This is a genomic window from Nocardioides cavernaquae, from assembly GCF_003600895.1.
Classification (GTDB): domain Bacteria; phylum Actinomycetota; class Actinomycetes; order Propionibacteriales; family Nocardioidaceae; genus Nocardioides; species Nocardioides cavernaquae.
The window spans coordinates 348,906-371,233 of record NZ_QYRP01000002.1 but is presented as its reverse complement, the minus strand read 5'-3'; the positions used below and the strand labels follow the sequence as shown (position 1 = coordinate 371,233).

The 22,328-nt window shown below is 70.0% G+C and carries 23 protein-coding genes; 16 read left to right on the top strand and 7 right to left on the bottom strand.

Going from position 1 to position 22,328, the window contains the following annotated elements; translation table 11 throughout:
* The first annotated feature begins 48 nt into the window (after positions 1-48).
* Positions 49-918, top strand: coding sequence for an acyl-CoA thioesterase (locus D4739_RS01855; RefSeq protein ID WP_120059012.1), 870 nt, complete (start codon positions 49-51; stop codon positions 916-918).
* Between the two features lie 25 nt (positions 919-943).
* On the opposite strand, the gene D4739_RS01850 is transcribed toward D4739_RS01855, so the two are convergent.
* The gene (locus tag D4739_RS01850) at positions 944-1,333 is read right to left on the bottom strand and encodes a globin domain-containing protein (protein ID WP_338016253.1); all 390 of its coding nucleotides are present in this window, start codon (positions 1,331-1,333) and stop codon (positions 944-946) included.
* A gap of 102 nt (positions 1,334-1,435) precedes the next feature.
* On the opposite strand from D4739_RS01850, the gene D4739_RS01845 reads away from it, so the two are divergent.
* Positions 1,436-1,867, top strand: a complete 432-nt coding sequence (locus D4739_RS01845; RefSeq protein ID WP_120059010.1) for an OsmC family peroxiredoxin — start codon at positions 1,436-1,438, stop codon at positions 1,865-1,867.
* Between the two features lie 83 nt (positions 1,868-1,950).
* On the opposite strand, the gene D4739_RS01840 is transcribed toward D4739_RS01845, so the two are convergent.
* Positions 1,951-3,849 (bottom strand): APC family permease, encoded by a 1,899-nt coding sequence (locus D4739_RS01840; protein ID WP_338016252.1) that lies wholly within the window; start codon positions 3,847-3,849, stop codon positions 1,951-1,953.
* Positions 3,850-3,970: 121 nt separating this feature from the next.
* On the opposite strand from D4739_RS01840, the gene D4739_RS01835 reads away from it, so the two are divergent.
* Positions 3,971-5,482 (top strand): sensor histidine kinase, encoded by a 1,512-nt coding sequence (locus D4739_RS01835; RefSeq protein ID WP_238473468.1) that lies wholly within the window; start codon positions 3,971-3,973, stop codon positions 5,480-5,482.
* A complete protein-coding gene (locus tag D4739_RS01830; RefSeq protein WP_120059009.1) occupies positions 5,479-6,153 on the top strand; it encodes a response regulator in 675 nt (224 codons plus the stop codon). The genes D4739_RS01835 and D4739_RS01830 overlap by 4 nt, the downstream gene beginning before the upstream one ends.
* 101 nt (positions 6,154-6,254) lie before the next feature.
* On the opposite strand, the gene D4739_RS01825 is transcribed toward D4739_RS01830, so the two are convergent.
* Positions 6,255-7,235 carry a mechanosensitive ion channel family protein gene (locus D4739_RS01825; protein WP_120059008.1) on the bottom strand — a complete coding sequence of 327 codons (981 nt, stop codon included), beginning with the start codon at positions 7,233-7,235 and terminating at the stop codon, positions 6,255-6,257.
* A gap of 115 nt (positions 7,236-7,350) precedes the next feature.
* Here D4739_RS01825 and D4739_RS16740 point away from each other — a divergent pair, with 115 nt between their 5' ends.
* Complete coding sequence (locus D4739_RS16740; RefSeq protein WP_182920266.1) at positions 7,351-7,623, top strand: hypothetical protein; 273 nt, start codon at positions 7,351-7,353, stop codon at positions 7,621-7,623.
* Complete coding sequence (locus tag D4739_RS16735) at positions 7,610-7,972, top strand: DUF5130 family protein (protein ID WP_182920265.1); 363 nt, start codon at positions 7,610-7,612, stop codon at positions 7,970-7,972. Before D4739_RS16740 ends, D4739_RS16735 begins: the two co-directional genes overlap by 14 nt.
* 175 nt (positions 7,973-8,147) lie before the next feature.
* On the opposite strand, the gene pepN is transcribed toward D4739_RS16735, so the two are convergent.
* Positions 8,148-10,712 carry an aminopeptidase N gene (gene pepN / locus D4739_RS01815; RefSeq protein ID WP_120061662.1) on the bottom strand — a complete coding sequence of 855 codons (2,565 nt, stop codon included), beginning with the start codon at positions 10,710-10,712 and terminating at the stop codon, positions 8,148-8,150.
* 62 nt (positions 10,713-10,774) lie between these two features.
* Between pepN and chrA the strand changes: the two genes are divergently transcribed.
* Together chrA and D4739_RS01805 are read left to right on the top strand one after the other, a co-directional pair.
* Complete coding sequence (chrA, locus tag D4739_RS01810; protein ID WP_120059006.1) at positions 10,775-12,133, top strand: chromate efflux transporter; 1,359 nt, start codon at positions 10,775-10,777, stop codon at positions 12,131-12,133.
* 84 nt (positions 12,134-12,217) lie between these two features.
* Positions 12,218-13,480, top strand: coding sequence for an N-acetylmuramoyl-L-alanine amidase (locus tag D4739_RS01805; protein WP_120059005.1), 1,263 nt, complete (start codon positions 12,218-12,220; stop codon positions 13,478-13,480).
* A 4-nt stretch (positions 13,481-13,484) separates the two neighbouring features.
* On the opposite strand, the gene D4739_RS01800 is transcribed toward D4739_RS01805, so the two are convergent.
* Positions 13,485-14,168: a GOLPH3/VPS74 family protein gene (locus tag D4739_RS01800; protein WP_120059004.1), complete on the bottom strand. Its 684-nt coding sequence runs from the start codon at positions 14,166-14,168 to the stop codon at positions 13,485-13,487.
* 69 nt (positions 14,169-14,237) lie between these two features.
* On the opposite strand from D4739_RS01800, the gene D4739_RS01795 reads away from it, so the two are divergent.
* From D4739_RS01795 to D4739_RS01785, 3 genes are all read left to right on the top strand, one after another.
* On the top strand, positions 14,238-14,894 hold the full coding sequence (locus tag D4739_RS01795) for a mycothiol-dependent nitroreductase Rv2466c family protein (RefSeq protein ID WP_120059003.1): 657 nt from the start codon (positions 14,238-14,240) through the stop codon (positions 14,892-14,894).
* 61 nt (positions 14,895-14,955) lie between these two features.
* On the top strand, positions 14,956-16,779 hold the full coding sequence (gene metG / locus D4739_RS01790; RefSeq protein ID WP_120059002.1) for a methionine--tRNA ligase: 1,824 nt from the start codon (positions 14,956-14,958) through the stop codon (positions 16,777-16,779).
* Positions 16,780-16,784: 5 nt separating this feature from the next.
* The gene (locus D4739_RS01785) at positions 16,785-17,630 is read left to right on the top strand and encodes a hypothetical protein (RefSeq protein ID WP_120059001.1); all 846 of its coding nucleotides are present in this window, start codon (positions 16,785-16,787) and stop codon (positions 17,628-17,630) included.
* Between the two features lie 61 nt (positions 17,631-17,691).
* On the opposite strand, the gene D4739_RS01780 is transcribed toward D4739_RS01785, so the two are convergent.
* Both D4739_RS01780 and D4739_RS01775 read right to left on the bottom strand, forming a co-directional pair.
* The gene (locus D4739_RS01780; RefSeq protein ID WP_120059000.1) at positions 17,692-18,057 is read right to left on the bottom strand and encodes a YrdB family protein; all 366 of its coding nucleotides are present in this window, start codon (positions 18,055-18,057) and stop codon (positions 17,692-17,694) included.
* A gap of 29 nt (positions 18,058-18,086) precedes the next feature.
* Positions 18,087-18,761, bottom strand: a complete 675-nt coding sequence (locus D4739_RS01775; protein WP_120058999.1) for a nitroreductase family protein — start codon at positions 18,759-18,761, stop codon at positions 18,087-18,089.
* Between the two features lie 69 nt (positions 18,762-18,830).
* On the opposite strand from D4739_RS01775, the gene D4739_RS01770 reads away from it, so the two are divergent.
* From D4739_RS01770 to D4739_RS01750, 5 genes are read left to right on the top strand one after another with little or no spacing between them, the layout of a single operon-like run.
* On the top strand, positions 18,831-19,400 hold the full coding sequence (locus D4739_RS01770) for an LURP-one-related family protein (RefSeq protein ID WP_120058998.1): 570 nt from the start codon (positions 18,831-18,833) through the stop codon (positions 19,398-19,400).
* Positions 19,400-19,792: a hypothetical protein gene (locus tag D4739_RS01765; RefSeq protein ID WP_120058997.1), complete on the top strand. Its 393-nt coding sequence runs from the start codon at positions 19,400-19,402 to the stop codon at positions 19,790-19,792. The genes D4739_RS01770 and D4739_RS01765 overlap by 1 nt, the downstream gene beginning before the upstream one ends.
* Before the next feature lie 50 nt (positions 19,793-19,842).
* Positions 19,843-20,358 carry a ribose-5-phosphate isomerase gene (locus D4739_RS01760; protein WP_120058996.1) on the top strand — a complete coding sequence of 172 codons (516 nt, stop codon included), beginning with the start codon at positions 19,843-19,845 and terminating at the stop codon, positions 20,356-20,358.
* Positions 20,359-20,373: 15 nt separating this feature from the next.
* Positions 20,374-21,234, top strand: a complete 861-nt coding sequence (locus D4739_RS01755; RefSeq protein ID WP_120058995.1) for an Fpg/Nei family DNA glycosylase — start codon at positions 20,374-20,376, stop codon at positions 21,232-21,234.
* Positions 21,235-21,283: 49 nt separating this feature from the next.
* Positions 21,284-22,327, top strand: coding sequence for a PP2C family protein-serine/threonine phosphatase (locus D4739_RS01750; protein ID WP_120058994.1), 1,044 nt, complete (start codon positions 21,284-21,286; stop codon positions 22,325-22,327).
* Position 22,328: the final 1 nt, after the last annotated feature.

Here is a 22,328-nt window from a genome sequence, read left to right as displayed (position 1 = left end):
ACGGCCACCCGCCAGCCTAGCCCGCCCGGTCTGTCACCATCGGGTCTTGTGCGACACACCTATGAGTGCCAGCTGCGCTGGGCGGACATGGACCTCCTTGGCCACGTGAACAACGTGACCTACCTGGACTACCTCCAGGAGGCGAGGATCGACATGCTGCTGACCCACGCGCCCGAGGAGCGGCTCACGGCGCTCGCGGAAGGCGGCCAGATCCTCAGCCACGAGGTGCAGTACGCCGCGCCGCTGACGTTCCGACTCCGGCCGGTCCACATCGACACGTGGGTCACCTCGGTGGACGGGGACACGTTCACCCTGGCCCACGAGGTCTACGACGAGCCGCGCGACGAGGACGGTGCCCGCACCGTCTACCTCCGCGCCCGCAGCACGCTGGCCTTCTTCGACTTCGAGCTCGGCGAGCGCCGCCCACTGACCGGGGACGACCGGGCGGTGCTGGCCAGCTTCAGCGAGGACGACGTCCTCGGCGAGCGGGCGGCGTACACGGAGCCGAGGGACGTGGACTTCGGCGACTACGCCATCCGGGTCCGGTTCTCCGACCTCGACGCGTTCGGTGTCGTCGACGAGGTGCAGTACTTCGAGTTCTTCCAGGAGGCGCGCATCGACTACCTGACCCGGGTCTGGAAGGCCTCGGGGGTGACGATGGACCGCGCGCCGATGGTGATCGCGCAGATGGACGTCGACTACCTGGTGCCGATCACGTTCCGCACCGAGCCGTTCGAGGTGCGCTCGTGGATATCGCGGGTCGGCGGCTCCTCATTCGTCATCGAGAGCGAGCTGCGCGACGGGCAGACGGCGTACAGCCGGGCCCGCGTCGTACTCGTGACGTTCGATCCGGTCACCCAGAAGGCTGCGCCGGCACCTGAGGCTCTCCGTGAGCTGCTGCTCGCCCAGCTGCCCTGATCCGCTGCCCTGATCAGCCGGGCGGTCAGCCGGCAGGCGTGTTGATCATGAACTGCGCGGCGTGCGTGACGTAGTCCCAGAACTGGGTGTCCTGGGCGGGCGTCAGCGCGGCCTCGTCGAGTGCGGCGCGGAAGTGAATGAGCCAGCGCTGCGCGGCTGCAGGCGTGACCTCGAACGGTGCGTGCCGCATGCGCAGGCGGGGGTGCCCGCGCTCGTCGGAGTACGTCGAGGGGCCGCCCCAGTACTGCGCCAGGAAGAGCGTGAACCGCTCGCGGGCCGGGCCGAGGTCCTCCTCGGGATACATCGGCCGCAGCAGTGGGTCCTCGGCGACGCCCGCGTAGAAGCGGTCGACGATGCGGCGGAAGGTGTCCATCCCGCCGATCTCGTCGTAGAACGTTGCTGCCTCGGTGCTCACGGTCCCCATTCTGCCCGGCGGCTGGTTTTGCTACTCGCCGGTCCCACCGGGGGCGTGGAAGGATCGGCGTCGACGTCCCTGAACATCACTTAGGAGAGCTTCATGGCTACCACTCGCACCGCCTCCACCCACTGGGCGGGCGGCCTTCTCGACGGCGCCGGCGACACCACCTTCACGTCGTCGGGCATCGGCACCTTCCCGGTCTCGTGGCCCGCCCGCTCCGAGGAGCCCAACGGCAAGACCAGCCCCGAGGAGCTCATCGCAGCTGCTCACACCGCATGCTTCTCGATGGCCTTCTCCGCCGGGCTGGCGAAGAACGGCACCCCGCCGGCCGGCCTCGACACCTCCGCCGAGGTCGACTTCGTGCCCGGCACCGGCATCACCGAGATCCGCCTGACCGTCGTCGGCGACGTGCCCGGCCTCGACGAGGCCAAGTTCGTCGAGCTGGCCGAGGCCGCGAAGCTGGGCTGCCCGGTCTCTCAGGCCCTCGCCTCGGTCCCGAGCATCACCCTGAACGCTTCGCTCAAGGCCTGACCTCTTCGTTGACACGGCGCAACCTCGGCCTCGACACGGCGCCGTGTCGACGTCGAGGTTGCGCCGTGTCAACGGGGGAGGGATCAGCCGACGTGGACGTGCGGGCGCTCGCCCGGGTCGCGCTCGGCCCGGCGGATGACCTCGCGGGTCACGGGAGCGACCTCGCCGACCCCGAACAGCAGGAACCGGACCAGGTTGAGCAGCGGGTTGCCCTCGGTCCACTCGAAGTAGATGTGGGGGCGCACACCGGTGCGGTCCCGGATGTCGAGGAGCACGGATGCCAGTGCGTTCGGCACGGTGCTCGCTTCGACGGTGAGCACCCGGAACTCGCCGTGCAGGACCTCGCCATGCACCTCGATCCGACTCTCGAAGTCGGAGTAGTCCTTCACCGTCACCTCGACGAAGAGGATGTCGCCCGCATCGCGCAGGTCGTTGTCGTCGACGATCTGGTTCACCTTCGCGACGTACTCCTCACGGTCGCGGGCGTCCGGTTCGTTGGCGACCAGCCGGATGCTGCGCCGGGCACAGTCGCGCAGGAAGAGGTCGGCACGGGCGTCGTACGTGACGTCGGTCGTCCGCAGCTCGAAGGCACGCCACAGTCGTGACGCCAGCGAGACGGCCACGATCGCCGCGATGAAGCACGCGCCGATCTTCACGCCGTCGGGGCGGGAGTGGACGTTGTCGGCGAGCGTGTAGCCGAGGATCAGCGCAATCACCCCGTACGCCGCGGTCAGCCACCGCTGGCCGGCCTTCCGCGCCGCGAGGGTCACGGCAACCGCGGCGGAGACCATGAGCACCAGTACGCCGGTCGCGTAGGCGCCGCCCTGGGCGTTGACGTCCGCGTCGAAGATCCAGGTGATGAGGAAGGCAGTCGAGGTCAGCACCACCACGAGCGGCCGCACGGCGCCGGCCCATTCGGGTGCCATGCCGTAGCGCGGCAGGTAGCGCGGGATCAGGTTGAGCATGCCGGCCATCGCGGATGCGCCGGCGAACCAGAGGATCGCGATCGTCGCCGCGTCGTACGCGGTGCCGAAGATGTCGCCGAGGTAGGTGTGGGCGAGGTAGGCGAGCGCGCGACCGTAGGCCTCGCCGCCCTCCTCGAACTCGTGCTCGGGGATCAGCAGTGTCGTGACGAGGCTGGAGGCGATCAGGTAGCAGCTCATCGTCACGGCAGCGGCGGTGAGCAGCTTCTTCGTGTTCCGGATCCGGCCGGCGGGCTTCATCGGGTCGTCGCCGGGGTCGCCCTGGACGTGGCTCATGACAGCGACACCGGTCTCGAACCCCGACATGCCGAGTGCCAGCTGTGGGAAGACGAGCAGCGCGACACCGAGCATGGTCAGGAACGAACCGTGCTGAGTGGTGAGCGCTGCGGTCCAGTCGGTGACGACGTGAGGGGAGTCGATGATGTGCCAGGCGGAGACTCCGAGCACCACCAAGTTGAGCGCGAGGTAGATCGCGACGAGGCCGACCGCGAGCCCGATCGCCTCCTGGAAGCCCTTCAGGAAGACGGCACCGAGCAGCGCGATCAGAAGGAGCGTGATCCAGAGCTCCTCGCCGTGCATCCAGTGCGGCACATGCGGGTTCTCGACCACGTGGGCTGCCGCATCGGCGGCGGACAGGGTGATGGTGATGATGAAGTCGGTGAGGGCGAAGCCCAGCAGCGCCAGCACGAAGAACTTGCCACGCCAGAAGGGGAGAAGCCGCTCGAGCATGGCGATCGACCCCTGACCGTGCGGGCTCTCGGCCGCGACCCGGCGATAGACGGGAAGCGCACCGAAGAGAGTCAGCAGCACCAGGATCACCGTAGCCAGCGGGCTCAGCAGGCTGGCCGCGATGAACGCGATGCCGGGCTGGTAGCCGAGCGTCGAGAAGTAGTCGACGCCGGTCAGGCACATGACGCGCCACCAGGGCGCGGGGTGCGCTGCGGCGTCGCCTTCCGCGGGGTCGAGGGACTCAAGCGGTACGTCGGTTTCGGTGCTCACCTCGCCATTCAAGGTTCACGAGGGACCGAAACCTCTGGCACTAACGGCTTCCTAACGTATCGGGCGTCAGGATCCTGTTAGCGCAGGCGACCTGACCGGACCGCGGTCGTTGACTGGGGCCGTGGACGAGATCCGATCACCCCTGGCCCTCGAGCAGGTGGAAGTGCGCGGCGCGCTCTCCTGCCTGGCCGTCGTGCCGGTCCTGGTGGTCTGCCACCTGTTCGGGCTCGCCCCGCTGATCACTTCGGGCGTTGTCGCCGCGATGGTGCTGGCAGTGGCTCCGGTGCTGACCCGTCCACTCGTGCTCCTCCTCGCCATCACGGCCTGGGCCTGCCTCACCGGGTTCGTCACGCACTCCCGCGGAGAGCTCGCCTTCCGGCGCAGCGATCTCGTGCTGCTGGTCGTGATCGTGCTGGCGGCTCAGGCCGGCCAGGTTGCCCGACCATCACGCCGGGCGTCGGGGCAGACTGGGCCCGTGAGGATCGCGGCGCTGACCGGGCGCCCGGTCACCGAAGCCTGGAAGGGAGCCACCGTGCTCGCACGGAGCAGCGTCAGCCGCGAGCGCCGCCGCCGTGCCTACCTGCTGGCCTTCCTCGGGCTTCCCGCCCTGGTCGCGGGCCTGGTGCCGCTGCGCTCCACGCTCAACCTGGCGACTGACGTGCTGCTCTTCCTGCTGCTCGTGGTCGTGATCGCACTGGTGGGAGGTCGCGGTCCAGCGCTCGTGTCTGCCGTCGCAGCCTCCCTGGCCCTCAACTTCTTCTTCACGCAGCCGTTCCACACCTGGGCCATCGACGACCCCAACAACGCCCTGGCGCTGGTGGTCTTCGTGCTGGTTGCCGCCCTCGTCAGCTGGGCGGTCGACCTCGCTGCCGAACGGACTCGCCAGGCGGCAGAGGCCGCGAGCCAAGCCGAGGTGCTGGCGAGTGGCAACCGGGTGCGCACCGCGCTGCTGGCAGCCGTGGGCCATGACCTGAGGACGCCGCTCGCCGTCGCGAAGGCCGGGGTCTCCTCCCTGCGCAGCGAGGAGGTCGAGCTCGACACGTCCGACCGGGACGAGCTGCTCGCAGCGGCCGACCACGCACTGGACCGGCTCGCCGGGCTCATCGACAACCTCCTCGACCTGAGCCGCCTGCAGACCGGCGCCATCGCTGTACGCCGCGTGCCGACGGCGGTCGGCGACGTGCTCGCGCGGGCGCTCGACGACGTCGGCGTGGAGCCGCGGGCCGTCGTGATCGACGTACCCGACGAGCTGCCGGCGGTGCTCGCGGATCCGGGCCTGCTCGAGCGGGTGCTCGCCAACCTGATCACCAACGCCCAGCGCCACGCTGCAGGTGCTCCGCCGCCGGTCGTCGAGGCCGAGCTGGTCGGAACTCGTGTGGAGATCCGCGTCGTCGATCGCGGTCCGGGCATTCGCGAGGAGCAGATGGACCGGGTCTTCCAACCATTCCAGCGGCTCGGCGACACCGACGCCACGACGGGCGTCGGTCTGGGCCTGGCGCTGGCCCGTGGCCTGACCGAGGCCATGGGCGGCACCGTCGTGCCCGCAGTGACGGTCGGCGGTGGCCTCACCATGGTCGTCTTGCTGGAGGCCGCGCTCGAGGGCGCCGCGTCGCCGGCCGAGGCGGGCTCGTGAACCGGGTGCTCGTCGTTGATGACGAGCCCGAGATCCTCCGAACGCTCGGCATCACCCTCCGGGCGCGTGGGTACGACGTCGTGCTGGCCGCGTCGGGCCGCGAGGCCCTGAGTCGAGCCGCGGAGCTCCCGCCCGACGTCGTCATCCTCGACCTCGGTCTGCCCGACCTCGAAGGCGTGGATGTGATCGCCTCGCTCCGGGGCTGGACTGCGGTGCCGATCCTCGTGCTGTCCGGTCGCAGCGACAGCGCTGACAAGGTGGACGCGCTCGACGCGGGGGCGGATGACTACGTCACCAAGCCCTTCGGAATGGATGAGCTGCTGGCGCGCCTGCGCGCAATGTCACGCCGGCCGGTCGCCGGAGATGGCGCTCCGCGGCTGTCCTTCGGCGAGATCGAGGTGGACCTCGCCGAGAAGCGGGTCACCCGGGGAGGCACGGAGATCCGGCTGACGCCGACCGAGTGGCACCTGCTCGAGGTGCTCGTGCGCCACCCCGGCACGCTGCTGAGCCAGGCTCAGCTGCTGACCGATGTGTGGGGTCCCGGCTACGAGACCGCGCAGGGAAACCTGCGGCTCTACATGGGGCAGCTGCGCCGCAAGCTCGAAGCGGACCCCGCCCGGCCGGCGTACTTCCTGACGGAGCCGGGTATGGGCTACCGCTTCCAGCCCTGAAACCGGCCCTGAAACCGGCCCTGTTGCGTCGACACGGCGCAACTTCGGGCTCGAGACGGCGCCGTGTCGACGTCAACCTTGCGCCGTGTCGACGGGGAGCGTCAGGAGTTGGGCGGCGGGCCGTCGCTCGGGGCGGCGTCGTTGCGGTGCCACACGACGCGCTGGGGGAACGGGATCTCGATGCCCTCCGCGTCGAAGCGGTCCTTGATCCGCTCGCGCATCTCGCGGGCCACCTTCCACTGCTCCATGGGGGCGGTCTTCAGCGTGACCCGCACCGTGACGGCATCGGCGGCGAGCGCCTCGACGCCCCAGACCTCGGGCTCCTCGATGATCAGCCCGGCGAACGCCGGGTCCTCCCACAGCTCGTGGGCGACCTCCTGGAGCACGCGGCGTACCTTGTCGAGGTCGGCGCGGTAGGAGACACCGATGTCGAGCACGGTCCGCGCCCAGTTCTGGCTCATGTTGCCGACGCGCAGGATCTCGCCGTTGCGGACGTACCAGACGGTGCCGTTGACGTCGCGGAGCCGGGTGACGCGCAGGCCGACGGCCTCGATCGTGCCGGTGGCCTCGCCGAGGTCCACGACATCGCCGACGCCGTACTGGTCCTCGAAGATCATGAACACGCCGGAGATGTAGTCCTTCACCAGGCTCTGGGCGCCGAAGCCGATGGCCAGGCCGACCACGCCCGCGCTGGCGAGCAGCGGTGCGATCGGGTAGTCGAGCTCGGCGATCACCATGACCAGGACGACGAAGACGATGACCGTCGTGACGATGCTCTTGAGCAACGACCCCATGGTGCGGGCGCGGACCCGGCGGCGTACGTGGTCGCCGTTGGTGCCGTTGGCGAGCCGGTCGACGGTGCGGTCGATGACGCGCTGCACGACCCACCGGACCAGCAGGCCGAGCAGGATCAGCACCAGGATCGCGAGGGGCTTGCCGAGGACCCAGGTGGCGAGCTCCGCCAGGTCGTCGTTGCCGGTCCACCGGTGGACCAGTCGGCAGGAGATCGCCTGATCGGGGTCGCAGGCATCTGGCGACGGCAGGAGCTGGGGAAGGAACGTGTCGGACGTGCGGAACAGCATGGGCGCAAGGCTACGGGGAGCGGAGTGAAGTGGCTCCGTCAGGCGCCGTCAGGCGCTACCGGGCGGTACGGACGTGAGTCGTCCCGATCCGCCCTGCCCCGATATGCTTCCTCCCGTGAACATTCTTCCGCTGACTGTCCCCGAGGGCTGGAGTGACCCGGCGAGCGTCGACGTGCTCAAGGCGCTGCTCGTCTACGTCGGTTACCCGGCGCTGCTGTTCGCCGCGATCACCGTCCTGGTGGTTCTCCCGCGTCTCGCCAAGGGTGCTGCCGGTGCGGCATCGGGCCCCGACCACGAGTGGTTCGGTGGACCGCGCAAGTCCGGCGACGAGCTGGCCGGCCCCGACGGCGACGACTCCAAGGCGGGCGGCGCCAGTGCTCGCTGGTGACCACTTCAGTCGCCAGCAGCGACTGAGCATCGGCGCGGCGATCCGCGAGGCGGAGCTGCTCTCGCGGATGGAGATCACCGTGTACGTCGGCCCGTCGGACGGTGCCGACACCCGCGCCTTCGCGACCCAGCTGCACAACTCGCTGGTCGCGCCGACGCGCTCGCTCGTGGTCATGGTCGACCCGGACAAGCGGGCGCTCGAGATCGTCACCGGTGGTTGGGTGCGCGAGCGCCTCTCCGACGAGCAGGTCCAGCTCACCGCGCTGGAGATGCAGGTCGACTTCGCCGAGGGTGACCTCGCCGGTGGCCTGACCCGCGGCATCGGCAACCTCGCGAGCCGCGCCAGCTGACGCCACCCATCACACGTACGACGAAGGCTCGGTCCCCACTCTGGGGGCCGAGCCTTCGTCGTACTGGATGGTCGTGTGGTGCGGACTTCGCGCGCGAGTCGGGCACCTGTTGTGCGGTGCACGCCACCACAAGTGCCCGTTTCACCGGCTGGCCGGTGAAACGGGCGTGGCGGGGTCAGGCCTGGGCGTCGCGCTCCTGGGCGGCCAGCGAGCGGGCCAGGTCGGCGCGCCCCTCCCGCACGTAGCGCAGTCCGGCCGGATTGGCCTTCGTCGTCTCCAGCCAGGCGTCGACCTTCGCGAGGGTCTCGGCAGTCGGGTTCGCACGGGGGAAGGTGAACTCCAGCGCGAGCCGGGCCAGCCAGACGGTGCGGGTGTCCAGGATCGTCTCGGCCACCTCGAGGTAGCGGTCGACGTAGGGTGCGAGCACCTCGTCCTGGCCGCTCTGCTGGAAGTTCAGGCAGATCCGGCGCGCGGTCTCGTTGGGGGTGTCATCGGCGACCACACCGAGCTGCCACGCCGCCTCCTTGGCCTCCGGGGTCGGGATCGCGGCGCGCGCTCCGGCGGCTGCCTCCTTGCCGGAGATCGTGGCGTCGCGCTCGAGCTCGGCGTCGATGGCGGCGTGGTCCGCGCGACCGCCCGCTGCCAGGCTGTTCAGCAACGTCCAGCGGAGGTCCTGCGAGACGTCGAGGCCGTCGAGCACCACGCTGCCGTCGTACAGACCCCGGACGTATGCCGCGCCGTCGTCGCTGCGGGCAGCCGCAGCGTAGGAGCGCACCAGCGCCAACTGGTGGTCGCTGCCCGGCTCGGCGGCCTCGACGAGCGCGCGGAGCCCTGCCTCCCAGGACGCCTTGACGGCCGCACGGTTGGCAGGCGCGGTGTAGATGCTGCCGGCGCTCGACGCGTAGCCGAGCAGTGCGCCGACGGCGGTGATGTCACTCTCGGTGCCGACGCCCTGGAGCACCAGCGCGACGAAGTCGGAGGCCCGCATCTCGGCGTCGCGGGTCATGTCCCACGCGGCACCCCAGCACAGGGCCCGGGCGAGCGAGTCGTCGAGCTTGTCGATGCTCGCGACCAGGGTCGCCAGTGACCGCGGGTCGAGGCGGATCTTGGCGTAGGTCAGGTCGCCGTCGTTGAGCAGCACGAGGTCGGGCTGCTGCTGGCCGACCAGAGCGTCGACGGAGGTCGAGGCGCCGGCGATGTCGGTCTCGATCGAGGTGCGGCTGACCAGGCGACCCTCCACGAGGTCGTAGAGGCCGATCGCGATGCGGTGGCGACGCAACGTCGGGAAGTCCGCATGAGCGGTCTGCTCGACCGCGAAGCTCGTGAACGCACCGTCGTCGCCGACCTCGAACGACGCAGCGAGCGTGTTGACGCCCGAGGTCTGCAGCCACTCGGCGGCCCACGAGTCGAGCTCGCGCCCGGACGCCGTCTCGAGCGCGCTCAGCAGGTCGGTGAACTCGGAGTTCGCGAACGCGTGCTTCTTGAAGTAGGCGCGCAGGCCGGCCAGGAACGGCTCCTCGCCGACCCAGGCGACGAGCTGCTTGAGGGTCGAGGCGCCCTTGGCGTAGGTGATGCCGTCGAAGTTCTGCTCGACGGCCTCGAGGTCGAAGTTGTCCGCAGCGATCGGATGCGTCGAGGGCAGCTGGTCCTGGCGGTAGGCCCAGTTCTTGCGGGCGTTGGTGAAGCCCGTCCAGGCGTCGGTGAACTCGGTGGCCTGGGCAGAGGCGTGGTGCGCCGCCCACTCGGCGAACGACTCGTTGAGCCACAGGTCGTCCCACCACGTCATCGTGACGAGGTCGCCGAACCACATGTGCGCCATCTCGTGCAGGATCGTGTTGGCGCGCTGCTCGTAGAAGGCCCGGGTCTGGCGCGAGCGGGGGAGGTACTCGTCGCGGAACGTCACGCAGCCCGCGTTCTCCATCGCACCCATGTTGTATTCGGGCACGAAGAGCTGGTCGTACTTGCCGAACGGGTAGGGGAAGTCGAAGGCCTCCTCGAAGAACGCGAAGCCCTGCTTCGTGATCTTCAGGATCTCCTCGGAGTCGAGGTGCTCCACCAGCGACTGCCGCGCGAAGACGCCCAGCGGGATGTCGCCGTGCGCCCCGGCGTACACGTCCTGGACCTCGTGGTACTCACCGGCGACGAGCGCCGTGATGTACGTCGACATCCGCTGCGTCGGCGCGAACCTCCACACCGCACGCCCCTCGCCCAGCGACTCCGGCGCTGGCGTGGGGGAGTTGGACACGACCTTCCAGTCCGCGGGGGCGGTCACGTGGAAGGTGAAGACCGACTTCAGGTCCGGCTGCTCGAACGTCGCGTAGACGCGGCGGGCGTCCGGCACCTCGAACTGTGTGTAGAGGTAGACGCGGTTGTCGACCGGGTCGACGAACCGGTGCAGGCCTTCGCCCGACCGGCTGTAGGTCAGGTCGGCGGAGACGACGAGCTCGTTCTCCGCGGCGAGGTCGTCCAGCGCGATCCGGCTGTCGGAGTACGCCGTGGCGGGGTCGATCGACCGGCCATTGAGCGTGATCTCGTGGATGGTCGTCGCACCGACCAGGTCCACGAAGGTCGCCGCCCCGGGCTGCGAGGACGTGAACGTCACCGTGGTCCGGCTGGCGAAGCTCGTCTCCGAGGGGCCATCGGTCCGGGGGGTGAGGTCGAGCTCGATGAGATAGGACGCGACGTCGAGGAGGGCTGCGCGGGTCTGCGCCTCTCCGCGAGTGAGGTTGGTTCCGGGCATGTGCGCCATCCAATCACCTGCCCCCGACGATCCCCAGCACGGGCACCAGTCGATACTGAAGCGTGACCACTGCGCGCAGCGACCGCCACGTCGTACCGCTCCGGACCGCCACCTGGGCCTGGTTCCTGGTCTCGCTCCAGACCTTCGGTGGACCCGCCGGTCAGATCGCGGTGATGCAGCGGACGCTGGTCGACGAGCGGCGCTGGCTGGGGGAGAAGCGGTTCCTTCACGCGCTGTCCTACTGCATGCTGCTGCCCGGTCCCGAGGCGCAGCAGCTGGCGATCTACACCGGGTGGCTGCTCAACGGCTGGCTCGGCGGGCTGATCGCCGGTGTGCTGTTCGTGCTGCCGGGCGTCATCGCCCTGCTGGCCCTCTCCTGGGTGTACGCCGTGCACGGCGACGCCGCGCTCGTGGCCGGCCTCTTCGCCGGCCTCGCGCCAGCGGTGCTCGCGATCGTGCTGCAAGCCGTGCTCCGCGTCGGCGGGCGTGCGCTCAACAACCGGTTCCTGATCGGGATCGCCGTCGTCGCGTTCGTTGCCCTGGCGGTCTTCGCGGTGCCGTTCCCGGTCGTCGTGCTCGGCGCGGGTCTGGTCGGCTGGCTGGCCCACCGCCGGCTCCCGGAGCTGATGGTCTCCGGCTCCCACGGCAAGGAGTCCGACGGTCCACAGCCGTTGATCTCCGACGACGCGCTGCACCACGCCCGCCCGTCGTGGCGGCGCAACCTCGCGATCCTGGTCGGCGGCACCGCCCTCTGGCTTGCGCCGGTCGCCTTCGCGATCATCGTGGCCGGCCGCCACAGCGTTTACGCCGAGGAGGGCATCTTCTTCGCCGGCACCGCGCTCGTGACCTTCGGTGGTGCCTACGCGGTGCTCGCCTTCGTGGCGCAGCGGGCCGTGGAGTCCTACCACTGGCTCTCCGGCGCGGACATGGTGAAAGGGCTGGCCCTCGCCGAGACCACGCCCGGGCCGCTGATCATGGTGGTCCAGTTCGTCGCGTTCCTCGGCGCCTACAACAACCCCGGCTCGCTGCACCCGGTCACCGCGGCCGTCCTCGCGTCGCTGCTCACGACCTGGGTGACCTTCGTGCCCTGCTTCGGCTTCATCTTCCTCGGCGCTCCGTACGTCGAGCGGTTGCGCGGCAACGCCTCCCTCTCCGCGGCACTCACCGGCATCACGTCCGCGGTGGTCGGCGTCATCGCCAACCTCGCCGTCTACTTCGCCCTGCACACGCTCTTCACCTCCACGCAGACCCTCACCTGGGGTCCGGCCCGGGTGCTCGCACCGGTCTGGTCGGCCTTCGACTGGCGCGCCGGTGTGATCGCAGCCGTCGCCCTGGCTCTGGTCTTCGCCCTGAAGTGGTCGGTCCTGCGGGTGCTCGGCGTCTGCGCCCTGCTCGGTCTCGCGCTCACCCAGCTCACCTGAGCAACCCGGCGAGATTCCGCCACTGATTCGCGGCACGCGGAGAATCAGGCCGATTCGAGGCATCGGGGCGCGCAACATGGTGAGGTGCGCAAGCAACTTCTCGGAGCCATCGTCGCGACTGCCCTGTTCGTCCTCATCGGTGCGCTCTGTGCCGTTTTCCTGGTCGACCCGGGCAGGCCCGGGGAGCGAGGAGTCCTCTCCGGGGACGGACCGGGGAAGCCCGGCATGCGCCAGGTTCCCTCGGTCCGGTCGGTCTCGGTGCCCCTCGCCGGTCGCCTCACCCGCGGTGCAGACGGAGGCTCCTCCACCCGCACCATGCAGGTGGAGCGGTTCTCCCAGGTGGCGGTGGTCTGGCGCGGCCCGCGGGTCCCGCGGACAGACGTGCGGATCCGGCACGCCGGCCGCTGGTCGGCGTGGCAGCCGCTCGAGCCGCTCGAGGACCTCGAGGCGGGAGAGGGCAACGGGACGAAGGGCAGCGACCTGCTCTGGGCGGGCCCCTCCGATGCGATCCGCGTGCGCACTCGCGGTCCGGTGCCCCGCGACCTCGAGCTCGTGCTGATCGACCCCGACGGTCCGGCGGAGCAAGTCCGAGGCGAGGGCATCGCCCTGGCGGCCTACGTCGCCGACCCGACCACGACACCGAGTCCGGTGGCCGCCAGCACCTCTGCCTCGACGACCACCGCGCCCGCCGCCGCGGCGTACCCGTTGACCTCGCCGCCGCCGTTCAACCCGCCCTCGCACTACGCGCCGCGGCCGACGATCTACGGCCGGAAGATCTGGGGCGCCAACGAGACCTGGCGCAACGACATCCCGTACTACAGCGACACCCTGGTCCAGGCTCACCTGCACCACACGGCCTCGGCCAACAGCTACACGCGGGCGGCGGTCCCCGGGATCATCCGCGGGATGTACAGCTATCACACCCGGACGCTGGGCTGGGCCGACATCGGCTACAACTTCCTGGTCGACCGCTTCGGCCGGATCTGGCAGGGCCGCGCGGGTGGCATCAAGCATCCGGTCCGCGGCGCGCACACGCTCGGTTTCAACAACCGGTCGGTGGGGGTGGCGGTCATCGGCAACCACGAGACCGCGCGCCCGACGACCTACGCCGTGACCTCGGTGATCAGGCTGATCACCTGGAAGCTGGAGATCCACCGTCGTCGCCCGGCCAGCTACACCTACGCGACCAGCGAGGGCAGCGACCGTTTCGCCGCGGGCCGGGTCGTGCGGCTACCGGTCATCGACGGGCACCGTGACACCAACCAGACGGCCTGTCCGGGCGGCTACCTCTACGCCAGGCTGCCCGAGATCCGGCGGCGTGCGCAGCTCCGCGCAGACGCCTTCTGACCGCTCAGCTGCCGCCGTCACCGCCGCCGTCGCTCCCGCCGGAAGCCGCGGCCGAGGTCGCGGCCTGTGCCGCGCGGACGGCGTCACGCACTGCCTTGGCCGCCCAGTCGCCGTCGGCGATCTCCTTCGCCCGCCGCTTCACGTCCCGACGCGACAGGCCGTGACGGTCGACGACCTTGTGGGCGCGGTCGATGGCGGCCAGCACGCTGATCACGGCCGCCGTGCGCTCGGTGGGTGACTGCCCCTCCACCAGCGCTGCCGTGACCTCGGTCCGGAGATCGTCCTCGTAGGCCGTGTCATCGGCAGGATGGCGCGTCGTCGGGAAGACGCCGAAGACCGATCCGCGCTCGATGCCGACCCTGCCCTGGTCCACGAGGAGAGCGAACAGGTCGCTCCGGCCAGCCTTGCCGAGCCGCTTCACCAGGTCCTGTGCGGTGCGCGGGCGGGCAGCGATCAAGTCCAGCGAGCTCGCCAGCAGGGGGTCGTCCAGCACAGCCCCCGGCACGGCGACGACGCGCGGGGACTTCCAGAACCTGGTCTTCGGGGGCAGCTCGACGGCCTCACGAAGCGCCAGGTCGGTGAGCAGGGCACCGCCCAGGGCGGCATCGAGATGGGTGCGCTCGGTGAGCTTGCCGGACTCGTCATCGAGCAGCAGGAGCAGCACGTCTTCGGCGATCAGTCCGGTCATGCCCCGAGATTACGTCGCGAGATCACCGGATCGGGGAATGTTCCTGGGTCCTCGACGTTGAATGTCCACATGACTGATCGACTTCTCGGGACCACCGTTGTGCCCACCCGTCACACCGCCGACTTCTGGTTCGACCCGCTGTGCCCGTTCGCGTGGATCACCTCGCGGTGGATCCTCGAGGTCGAGAAGGTGCGCGACATCGAGGTCCGCTGGCACGTGATGAGCCTCGCCTACCTCAACCAGGACAAGGAGATCTCTGAGGAGTACCGCCGGATCCTCGCCCCCGCCTGGGGACCCGTCCGGGTCCTCGTCGCTGCCCGCAAGTTCCACGGTGACGAGATCCTGTTGCCGCTCTACGAGGCGCTGGCGGCACGGATCCACCTCGGCGGACGCAAGCTCCACGACGAGCCGGACGCGGGCCGGGCCCTCGTCGTCGAGGCGCTCGCCGAGGTCGGCGCCGACGCCGAGCTGATCGACGCGGTGGACGACTCCTCGTGGGACGACGCAGTCGCCACCTCCCATCACGAGGGCATGGACCAGGTCGGCGAGGACGTCGGCACCCCGACCATCGCGGTCAACGGCACCGCCTTCTTCGGGCCCGTGCTGACGGCGATCCCGCGCGGGGAGCAGGCGGGGGCGCTGTGGGACGCGGCGGTCGCGCTGGCGGCGTACCCGCACTTCTTCGAGCTGAAGCGGAGCCGCACCGGGGGCCTCGACTTCAGCTGAGGGATCCCGGCCCGGTCGGCGGTGGCGGGGCGACCCGCCGGCGGTCACTAGGATCGGGGCCATGAGCAATGCCCCCTCGCGCAAGGTCCTGAGCGCCGTCGCCTGGCCGTATGCCAACGGTCCCCGCCACATCGGCCACGTTGCCGGCTTCGGCGTACCTTCCGACGTCTTCAGCCGCTACATGCGCATGGCGGGCCACGACGTCCTCATGGTCTCTGGCTCCGACGAGCACGGCACGCCCATCCTGATCGCCGCCGACGAGGCCGGGATGACCGCCCAGCAGCTCGCCGACAAGAATCACGCGCTGATCACCGAGGACCTCGCCGCGCTCGGCATCTCCTACGACCTCTACACCCGCACGACGACGCGCAACCACTACGCCGTCGTCCAGCAGCTCTTCACCGGCGTCTACGACAACGGTTACTTCGTCGAGCAGACGACGTACGGCGCGATCTCGCCGTCCACGGGCCGCACGCTGCCCGACCGCTACATCGAGGGCACCTGCCCGATCTGCGGGTACGACGGCGCGCGCGGCGACCAGTGCGACAACTGTGGCAACCAGCTCGACCCGCACGACCTGAAGAACCCCCGCTCGAAGATCAACGGCGAGACGCCCGAGTTCATCGAGACGCAGCACTTCTTCCTGGACCTTCCGGCACTGTCCGAGGCGCTCACCGCCTGGCTCGACGAGCGCGCGGCGACGGGCCTGTGGCGCCCCAACGTCATCAAGTTCAGCCAGAACATCCTCAAGGAGATCCGTCCGCGCGCGATGACGCGCGACATCGACTGGGGCATCCCGGTGCCGCTCGACGGCTGGCGCGACAACCCGACCAAGAAGCTCTACGTCTGGTTCGACGCGGTCGTGGGCTACCTCTCGGCCTCGATCGAGTGGGCCCGCCGCTCGGGCGACGCCGAGGCGTGGCGCCAGTGGTGGAACGACCCGGAGGCGCTGTCCTACTACTTCATGGGCAAGGACAACATCACCTTCCACAGCCAGATCTGGCCGGCCGAGCTGCTGGCCTACTCCGGTCTGGGGTCCAAGGGCGGCAAGCCCGAGGAGCTCGGTGTCCTCAACCTGCCGACCGAGGTCGTGAGCTCCGAGTTCCTGACGATGGAGGGCAAGAAGTTCTCCTCGTCCAAGAAGGTCGTCATCTACGTCCGCGACCTGCTCGAGCGCTACCAGCCCGACGCGTTCCGCTACTTCGTGGCGTCGGCCGGTCCGGAGAACCAGGACAGCGACTTCACCTGGGCCGAGTTCGTCCGCCGCACCAACGACGAGCTCGTCGCCGGCTGGGGCAACCTGGTCAACCGCACGGCGACGCTGGTCAACAAGAACTTCGGTGAGCTGCCGGCGGCCGGTGTGCTGACGGATGAGGACGCTGCCGTCCTCGCCTCGGTCGAGGCCGCGTTCGACGTCGTCGGTGAGCTGATCGAGCGCCACCGCCAGAAGGCAGCGATCGGTGAGGCGATGCGCGTCGTCGGCGAGGTCAACAAGTACGTCTCCGACCTCGAGCCCTGGAAGCTGGCCAAGGCGGCTCAGGACGACGAGGCAGTGCGCGAGCGCCTGGCCACGATCCTGCACGTGATGTCGCAGTGCGTGGTCGACCTGAACCTGCTGCTCTCGCCGTTCCTGCCGTTCTCCGCCAACGCGATCGACGCGGTCTTCGGCGGCGCGGGCGATGTCCAGCCCATGCCGGAGATCTCGGCGGTCGACGACCTCGACGGCGGCCCGGGTTACCCGATCATCAGTGGCGACTACTCCGGCGTCCGCGCCTGGGGTCGCGCCCCGATCGTGGTCGGCACGCCGGTCGCCAAGCCGACGCCGGTGTTCACCAAGCTGGATCCGTCGGTGATCGAGGACGAGCTGGCCCGCCTGAACGGCTGACGCCGATGGACCTTGGCGCACTCGATCTCGGCACCCGCAAGTTCTGGCGGGCGGTCGGTCGCCGTGTCGACCTGGCCGGTGAGCACGCCTGGCTCCGCGCGCCGATGAGCGACGGGGCGCAGGTCCGTGACGGCTGGCTGGAGGCCGAGGCTGCGGCGTACGGCGGAGTGGTGCGCGAGGGCGTCCCCGGGGCAGGGTTGCTGCGGTCGGTCTCGGAGCTCGACGGGCCCGGCTTCAACGCGGCCGACCTTCGGCCGGAGATCCGCGACTTCTACGAGCACACGACCGACTGGCGCATGGAGGTCTGGGTCGCCTGGTCGCCGCTCTTCTGGCCCGCTGGCGAGCTCGTCTCGCGCATGTTCGGGCAGCGACTCGAGCAGCTCGCGCTGCCGATGCGCCCGCTCGACGTGGCGCGCGGCATGGACAGCCGGATCGCGGTGATCACCGACGCCGACGACGTCCAGCAGGCCGCGGGCTGGCTCCGCACGATCCGCGCGACCGGCGACTACGCCTTCAGCGGCTGCTACTCGACGCGGCGTCTGCCGGGTGCCGACCGGGCGGGCGTCCACGTCGCGTTCCCGCTCGAGTCCGGCAACGTCCAGGTCTTCCTCCGCCCGGACCACGGCGACGACGGATCGCTGTGGCTGCGGTCGCCGGGGGAGCGGTTCGGTGGCAACGGCGCCTATGTGATCGCCCAGGACCGGGGCCGCACCTACGCCTCGCGCGCGCCCATCCACGAGACCTTCCACGTGTACGTCGACGACGAGGGCGTTCTGCGCACCGACCACACGCTCCGGCTCTGGTCGGCCTCCGCAGTGCGGTTGCACTACAAGCTCGAGCGCCACCGCTGAGTCGCGTCGCAGGCCGGAACCTCCGCCGTTGAGGGTGGCCGAAGGCTGAGGGGCGGCTGGATCACGCGCTCTCGGCCTCGAGATCGGCCAGCATCCGCTGGACGAACCGCAGCTGCGCCAGCGCGTTGATCATCATCGAGAAGACCAGCAGCGCCAGCGCCCAGCCCGGGTGACCTGCGTGCCACAGTGCGGCAGAGGCCATGCCGAAGACGATCACCTTCACGACCGGCCGGACCACCGGGCCGCCGTACGTCGCCTTCGGTGAGGCGAAGAAGAACCAGACGGTCATCGCGACGACCGGCAGAGCGATCGCCAGGACCACGGACAGGGGTCCGCCGTGGCTCGCGCCCCACACCCCGAACGCGGCCATCACCGCGAGCTCGTCGACGAAGACGAACGCCAGGATGACTGCCGCGAGTGAGCGCATGCGCCCATCATGACCGGCCCATCATGACCTCAGGAGTGGAACGTCACCGCGTCCGCGAGGCCGGCCCGCGAGGTCCGGAAGGCGTTCACGGGCGCCGACGGATCGGCGTACCCGAACGAGATGCCGCAGACCACCTGACGCGTCTCGGGCAGGTCGAAGTGCGACCGGAAGAACGATCCGTACGACGCGAGCGCAGCCTGTGGTGCGGCCGCGAGGCCGAGTGCCTGGGCGCCCAGCAGGAACGTCTGCACCCACAGGCCACAGTCGACCGCGCCGTACGTCCCGAGATCGGCCTCGGTGGTGATCAGCGCGACGTGGGGTGCGTCGAAGAACTCGAAGTTGCGCAGCATCTGCACGAACCGTGCGTCCTTGTCGGACCGCTCGATGCCGATCGAGTCGTAGAGCTGGAAGCCGCACTCGCGCCTCCGGTCGCCGTAGACGCCCGGGTAGCCCGCGGGAAACGGGAAGTCCGGCGACTGCGGCTGCGACAGGACATGGGCAAGCAGCGCCGACCGGAGCGCGACCGTCGCTGCGCCCGACGTGACCTCGACGTGCCAGGGCTGCGTGTTGCACCAGGACGGAGTCCGCTGCGCCAGCTCCAGCAACGAGGACAGGGTCGCGGCAGGCACCTCGTCGGGGAGGAAGGCGCGGCAGGTGGAGCGCTCGTCCAGCAGGTGGGTCAGAGCGGCGAAGTCGTCGGTCACGGCGCCAGCCTCGCACGTGGTCGGGCCGTCGTGGTCGAGTGGTCGGGCAGCCGTCGCTAGGCTCGCGGCATGACCGCAGCGATGTACCTCCCGCAGTTCCTCGTCAAGCAGAAGATCACCCTGATGGTGAACCGCTACGAGGTCCTCGCCGTGAACCCCGATGGCAGCCCCGGCCAGCTGATGGCGCTCGCCGAGCAGAAGCGGATGGCGTTCAAGGAGCAGGTGACCTTCTACGCCGACGCCGCCAAGACCCGTCCGGTCTTCGGGTTCAAGGCGCGCAAGGTGATGGACATGGGTTCGGGCTACGACATCGTCGACGAGTTCGGGCAGCCGCTCGGGTTCTTCCGCAAGGACTTCGGGGCGAGCCTCCTGCGCTCGACCTTCCACGTGGAGGGACCCGGGTTCGCCGGATCGGGCCAGGAGCGCAGCATGTTCGTCGCGCTGCTCCGTCGTTTCACGGATGTGCCGTTCCTGCCGATCCACTTCGACTTCCTGAGCACCGAGGGCACGCCCCTGCTCTCCAGCACGCGCAAGGCCTCGATCGGTGACCGCTACACCGTCACGGTGCCGGACGAGCGGGTCGACTTCCGGGTGGCGGCTGCGCTCGCCGTCGGACTCGACGCACTGATGGCCCGCTGATGGGCCTGCTCGGGCGGCTGCTGGGCCGCGATCACGACGGCCACGATCATGAGGGCCACGACCACGAGGGTGGTCACGGCGAGCACCACCTCGTCGTCGTACGCATCCCGGCCGACCCGGCCAACCCCTTCGCCGCGGTGGCCTACTCCGGCCCGGTCTCCGACTTCCTGGCCACGACCGGACTCGGGGAGATGCTGTCGGCTGCCGCGGGCGCACAGCACCACAAGGGCCCCGGCGGGACGCCCTTCGTCCAGCTCGACCTGGCCCTCCACGACGTCAGCGACAAGGCCCTGGGCCGCTTGATCGGTGAGCTCGAGCGACTGGGTGCTCCCGAGGGCTCCCGCCTGCGCACGGAGCACGGCGAGCCCGTGCCCTTCGGCAACCTCAGCTGATCACCCGGGCGGGTGAGGAAGGGCCCCGGAGCATGAGGGAGAATGACGGCATGCGCGTTCACCTCGGCTCCGACCACGCCGGCCTCGAACTCAAGGACCACCTGATGACCTGGCTGGTCGACAACGGCTACGAGCCGGTCGACCACGGCCCCTTCATCTACGACGCCGTCGACGACTACCCGGTGTTCTGCCTGCGTGCCGCCGAGGCGGTTGCCGCCGAGCAGGCGGACGGGCTCGACAGCCTCGGCGTCGTCATCGGTGGCTCCGGCAACGGCGAGCAGATCGCGGCCAACAAGGTCATCGGTGTCCGTGCCGCCCTCGTGTGGTCCGACGCGACTGCCCAGCTGGCACGCGAGCACAACGACGCCAACGTGGTCTCCGTCGGCGGCCGTCAGCACACACTCGAGGAGATGACCCGTTTCGTCGGGATCTTCCTCGCCGAGCCGTTCCCGGGCGACGAGCGCCACGTCCGGCGCATCGGACAGATGGCCGACTACGAGGTCACTCGCGAGCTCCCGCCGCTCCCCGAGAGCGCCCTCGGCGGTGCCGCCACGTCCGACGACTGACGGTCGACAGACGGCATGCCTGAGGGGCACACCCTCCGCCGGCTCGCGCTCGACCTGAGCGACGCCTTCGCCGGCGAGCGCGTCACGGTGGGCAGCCCGCAGGGGCGGTTCGCCGCTGACGCCGCACTGGTCGACGGGACGGTGCTCGAGGCCGCCGACTCCGCCGGCAAGCACCTGTTCATCGAGTTCGCCGCCGACCGGATCATCCACATCCACCTCGGCCTCATCGGCAAGCTCGACATCACGACGGGCCCGGCGGCCCTGCCCCGCGGGGAGGTCCGGCTGCGCCTGGCCACCGTGGCCCCGTACGACGGCAGCGGCCGCAAGCCCGCGGCGTACGCCGATCTGCGGGGCGCCACCCGCTGCGACCTGATCGGGCCGGAGCGCCGCGACCAGGTGATCGCGACCCTGGGGCCGGACCCGTTGCGCGCGGACTCCGACCCCGACCGGGCCTGGGCGCGGATCTCCCGCAGCGAGCGCCCGATCGGGGACCTGCTGATGGACCAGGCCGTGCTGGCAGGTGTCGGCAACGTCTACCGCGCCGAGGTGCTCTTCCGGCACAGGATCGACCCGCAGCGCCCGGGACGGTCCCTGCGGAAGTCGCAGTGGCAGGCGATGTGGGACGACCTCGTTCTCCTGATGGCGGCCGGCGTCACCGTCAACCGCATCGACACGGTGCGGCCCGAGCACACACCGGAGGCGATGGGTCGCCCGCCGCGGGTGGACGACCACGGGGGAGAGGTCTACGTCTACCGGCGCACCGGCCAGGAGTGCCTCATCTGCGGCACGACGGTCCGCACCAGCGTCCTCAAGGGACGTAACCTGTTTTGGTGCACGCGTTGCCAACCGCGTTACCGGTCCCGGGCCTTAGGGTGAGCACACCCGCCGTCCGGTGATATCGAGGATCCCGTTGGCCCACCCGCGCATGACCAGTCTGACGACCCTCCGCCGCCGAGGGCAGTCGTTGACCCTGCTCGCGCTCGCGGCATTCACGGTGCTGTGCGCAGCGGTCCTGATCGGCCGCCCGGACCTGGTGCCGATCACGGTTTTCATCCTTCCGCTCTTCTTCGCCAGCCACTACCTCGGACCACGTCACCTTCCGTGGTTCATCGTCCTGTTGCTGACCGTGATGGTGCTTTGCGTGATCGAGCGCCAGCGTGGCGACTGGCGCACTGTCGCCGGCGTGGCGGTCGTCTTCTTCCTGGCCTTCGTGGTGCTGCAGAGCTCGTTCCGGCGGTCCCGGCTCGGGGTGTCGGGCCCGCGCGGCGAGTCGATGCTGGTCGACCTGCGCGACCGGATCCAGAGCCAGGGCATGCTGCCGCCCCTTCCCCCTGCCTGGTACGCCGAGACCGCGCTCCGCTCCGCCGGAGGCACTCCGTTCGCGGGTGACTTCGTCGTGGCGTCGCGGCGCGATGCACGACTGGACCTCGTCGTCGTCGACGTCTCGGGCAAGGGAGAGGACGCCGGTGCCCGGTCGCTCCTGCTCTCGGGCGCATTCAGCGGGCTCCTCGGTGCGCTCCCGCCCGCGGAGTTCCTCCCTGCGGCCAACGACTACCTGCTCCGTCAGGAGTGGGAGGAGGGATTTGCGACCGCGATCCACTTCTCCCTCGACCTCAACGGTGGCGAGTTCGAGATCCGCACCGCCGGGCACCCGCCTGCGGTCCAGCTCGAGGCGGGTTCGGGCCGCTGGCGCGTCCACCCTTCCGACGGTGGTCCGGTCCTCGGCGTGATCGACCAGGCGGACTACCCGGCCGTCAGCGGACGGATGCGCCCGGGTGACGCCGTGCTGCTCTACACCGACGGTCTGGTCGAGACGAAGAGCCGTGACATCGGGCTCGGCATCGACAAGCTCCAGGGGCAGGGGGAGCGGCTCCTCCGGCACGGGTTCGACGACGGCGCTGCTCGCCTGATCGACCGGTTGGGCTCGCAGAACGACGACCGCGCGCTGCTGCTCGTCCACCGGCGCTGAC